The 4012-nt window shown below is 59.9% G+C and carries 3 protein-coding genes; all 3 read right to left on the bottom strand.

The window, feature by feature from the left end; genetic code table 11:
- On the bottom strand, positions 1-536 hold a 536-nt coding region (locus ACY69P_RS14865; protein WP_462328037.1), incomplete at its 3' end, for an OmpP1/FadL family transporter.
- A gap of 570 nt (positions 537-1106) precedes the next feature.
- Entirely contained in the window at positions 1107-2531 is a 1425-nt protein-coding gene (gene pyk, locus ACY69P_RS14860) for a pyruvate kinase (protein WP_462328036.1), read from the bottom strand.
- A gap of 208 nt (positions 2532-2739) precedes the next feature.
- Complete coding sequence (locus tag ACY69P_RS14855) at positions 2740-3717, bottom strand: UDP-glucuronic acid decarboxylase family protein (RefSeq protein WP_462328035.1); 978 nt, start codon at positions 3715-3717, stop codon at positions 2740-2742.
- Between the last annotated feature and the right edge of the window lie 295 nt (positions 3718-4012).

Below are 4012 nucleotides of genomic sequence, written 5' to 3'. Positions count from 1 at the left end.
ACCTTCTCCTGCCGGAACTTGAACCACATGAACTCCGGGCCGATGGCGAGGGAGAGCTTGTCGTTGGCTTTCCATGCGATGGAGGGGCTAAAGGACACCGTTTCGATGCCCGCGTAGTTCACGTTGTACCGGCCGGACCAGTCTTCCTCGAACTCCGTGCCAAGGCCGAAGCGGGAGAACGTGGCGAGGTTGATCCACAGGTTTTCACCCTGCTGGTAGGTGAAGTACATGTGCGGGGGAATCCACACATTGGATTTGCCCGTGGCGTCACCGTACTTGTCATCATCAAAGGTGATGGTGGAGTACGGATTAATGGCCGTGAACCCGGCCTGAAAGTGCGTGCCGGGCAGATTGGTCACGTTGGCGGGGTTAAAGACAGCCGTGGAGGCATCGGGCGTGCGGGCAATGAGCGAACCGCCCAGCGCGTTGCCGCGCGCGCTATATTCGTACAGGCCAAACCCTGCGGCCTGCACATTCTGGAATGCGCACATCACGATGAGCGCCGTCAGGACAAGACACTTCAAAACAGATTTCATACAACCCTCTCTTCATTATCTCAGCTGCATCAATGATTCGGGACCGACGTATTGCGGTGTCAATTATCCGCCGCCTGAACATGGCGTGCGCCATTGATACGGCATGGTTCACCGCCGAGATAAACCGTTGTGCTTAACAATAAATTGCGAACGCAATTTTCCCGGCACCGATTCAAAACTTTTGGAATCCGGACGGCATACCCTAATTCCTTGCAGATGACTAGTCTTGTCAGAAATGCCGCTATGCACGCCCCGCAAAACGCATCGCCCATGTTTTCACATCACGAAACGAAGTAGCTCGCCGCACAGCGCAGGCCGGACACACACAACAGAGCACCAGCAGAATGCATCACGGCGCTGCACACCTTTTTTCATACACCAAGCGCCACGACCACATCCGCCAACACACATCAAGCACACACGCCCCTTCACCACCCACCCGCGCCACAGCAGACAGGCATCCGCCTTCAGATTTTTCACAGAAAAAGCGCTCCAACCCCCGCCACCCACGCAAAAGCGCCCCGCAGCCATCGGCTGCGGGGCGCTGTCTGTTTCGAAAGAAAAAAGTTTCTACTTATAGAACAATTTAATGGTGTTCGTTTTGGTCTCGGGCTGTCCCGGCGGATGCGGCTGCCCCGAAGTGATGACCACAGAGTGGCCGGGAGCAATGCTCTCCTCGGCCCGCACAAAGGCAATGGCGCGCTGGAGGTGGCTCTCTATGCTGGGGTCCGTCCCGCGCGGCACCACACCCCAGAAAAAGTTCAACATCCGCAGCGCCTTTTCATCCGGCGACAGCGCATAGATGACCAGCGACGGCCTGCGGCTGGACAGCATCCGCGCCGTGCTGCCGCTGGTGGAATGGCAGACCAGCGCCGCGCTTTCGGCGTGCTCGGCCACCACGCAGGCGGAATAGGCAAGGTACTTGACGATGTTCTTCTCCGGGCTGGGCCGGAAGGCGCCGCCAAGGCGCTCCAAATAGTAGTCCTCGCAGTACTCGGCAATGCCCTGAATATAGGCACAGGTCTCCACAGGATAGTTGCCAATGGCCGTCTCCTCGGACAACATCACGCAGTCTGCGCCGTCCATGACGGCGTTGCCCACGTCCGTTGCCTCGGCGCGTGTGGGGCCGGGATTCTTGACCATGGACAGCATCATCTGCGTGGCGACAATAACGGCCTTCTGCTTATGGCGGCAGGCACGGATGATGCGCTTTTGCACCACGGGCAGTGTGGACAGCGAGCACTCCACGCCAAGGTCGCCGCGCGCCACCATGATGGCGTCCGCCGCCTCAACAATGGACTCCACATTCTCCACAGCGCGCTTGCGCTCCAGCTTGGCAACCACAGGGACCGAAGACCCATGCTGGGCAATCAGATCCTTCAGCTCCTTCACATCCGCCGCGGTCTGTACAAAGGACATCGCCACAGCATCCAGCCCAATGGGCAGGCCTTCGGCAAGGTCCTGCTTGTCCTTCTCCGTCAGGGCGGGAAGCGGGTGAATCTTGTCCGGAAAGGCAATGCCCTTGTGCGAGGTGAGCAGGCCTTCGGTATTGGCCTCCATCTCGAACAGTTCGTCCTGTTCCTGCACCTCGGTCACGGTAAAGCGCAGCATGCCGTCGGCAAGGTATACCGCGTCGCCAACGCCGAGCCCCTGCAAAAGTTCGGGCACATCAAGGCTGACAAAAGTCCGGCCAATGGTCTGCGGCTGGTAGCTCGGCAGGCCAAGGAGCACCCGGTCGCCCTTGTTGATCTGCAAGGGCGAGCCTTCCACCTCGCCGATGCGGATTTTTGGGCCACACAGGTCACCCATGATGGTCAGGCGGAGGTTGGTCTCCTGCTCCAGCTTGCGGATGTCCGCCACAACGGGCTTAAAGGCCTCGGCATTGGAATGCGAAAAATTCAAACGAAAAATGCGGACCCCGTGCTCCACCATGCCCTTCATGATGTCGTACTTCATGGAGGCCGGGCCGAGCGTGGCGATGATCTTCGTTCGCATACTATCCTTCCGGGTTTAGACGTTCGTGTCCGTCCCAGTTTTCGTGTGCCGCCGCCAAGGGCGCGAGGCCCAAGCGGCGCAGGACGGGAAGACCGCGGGAGTTCTGCTCCCGCTCCCATCCACGAATACCAAACTCCAGCCCCAAGCAAAAGGGCCGAAGCACGCACAGGGGAAAACCCACCCTGCGAAGAACGCCGCGGCCCCGGCGTTAGTTCAGGCGGCCCAGGGAGATGTCGTCCATTTCGCGCAGCAGGTCGTCAAAATACGCGATGGTGCTCTTCAGGCCATCACGCAGCGCAACCCGCGGCTCCCAGCCCAACGTCTCACGGGCAAAGGTGATGTCGGGCTTGCGCTGTGTGGGGTCGTCACCGGGCAGGGGCTTGAAGTCAATGATGGAGCGGCTGCCGGTCATCTCAATAACGATTTCCGCCAGCTCCAAAATGGTGAACTCGCCCGGGTTGCCAAGGTTCATAGGCCCGGTCACCTCGTCCGGCGCATCCATCAGGCGCACAAAGCCTTCAATCAGGTCGTCCACATAGCAGAAGGAGCGCGTCTGCGAACCATCGCCGTACACGGTGATGGGCTTGCCGCGCAGCGCCTGTGTGATGAAGTTGGACACCACACGTCCGTCGTTGGGATGCATGCGCGGGCCATAGGTGTTGAAGATGCGCGCCACCTTAATGCCCAGCCCGTGCTGGCGGTGGTAGTCGAAAAACAGCGTCTCGGCGCAGCGCTTGCCCTCGTCGTAGCAGGCGCGGCGGCCTATGGGATTCACGCGGCCCCAGTAGGCCTCGTTTTGCGGATGCACCTCCGGGTCGCCGTAGACCTCGGATGTGGAGGCCTGAAAAATCTTGGCGCGCGTGCGCTTGGCAAGGCCCAGCATGTTGATGGCCCCGTGGATGGACGTCTTGGTGGTCTGTACCGGGTCGTGCTGGTAATGGATGGGCGAGGCCGGACAGGCCAGATTATAAATCTCGTCGCACTCCACATACAGCGGAAAGGTCACGTCGTGCCGCATCAACTCAAAGTACGGGTTATCCAGCAGATGCGTAATATTGCGCCGCGCTCCCGTGAAGTAGTTGTCCACGCACAGCACGTCGCAGCCGTCATTGAGCAGCCGCTCGCACAAGAACGAACCAAGGAATCCCGCGCCACCGGTCACAAGCACGCGCTTTCTGATATGCATCGTCAATCCTCTGTCCTAGGAAGGGTTTCGGAGCGCCGACGGATTCCCGACGCGCCCCACCAAAGCGGAGTCATGCTAGCAAGAATCGCACCCGCCCCGCTTCCGGCGCATAGGCGCATTACGGAGCGGAGCATCACCATACCTATCATACACAGCGCCCCTCGCACCAGCACAGCGCACCGATATGCCAAGAAAAAAGGGGAACGCGCCACGCGCGTTCCCCTGCAGGTCGGTTCATTGTGCCCAGCGTCAGCGGAAATACCGCCAGCACCGCGCAACGTGCGCGGCGTCCATT

The organism is Desulfobaculum sp., assembly GCF_054921475.1.
Note: the sequence above shows the minus strand (reverse complement) of the source record. Positions and strands in the feature narration are given on the sequence as shown.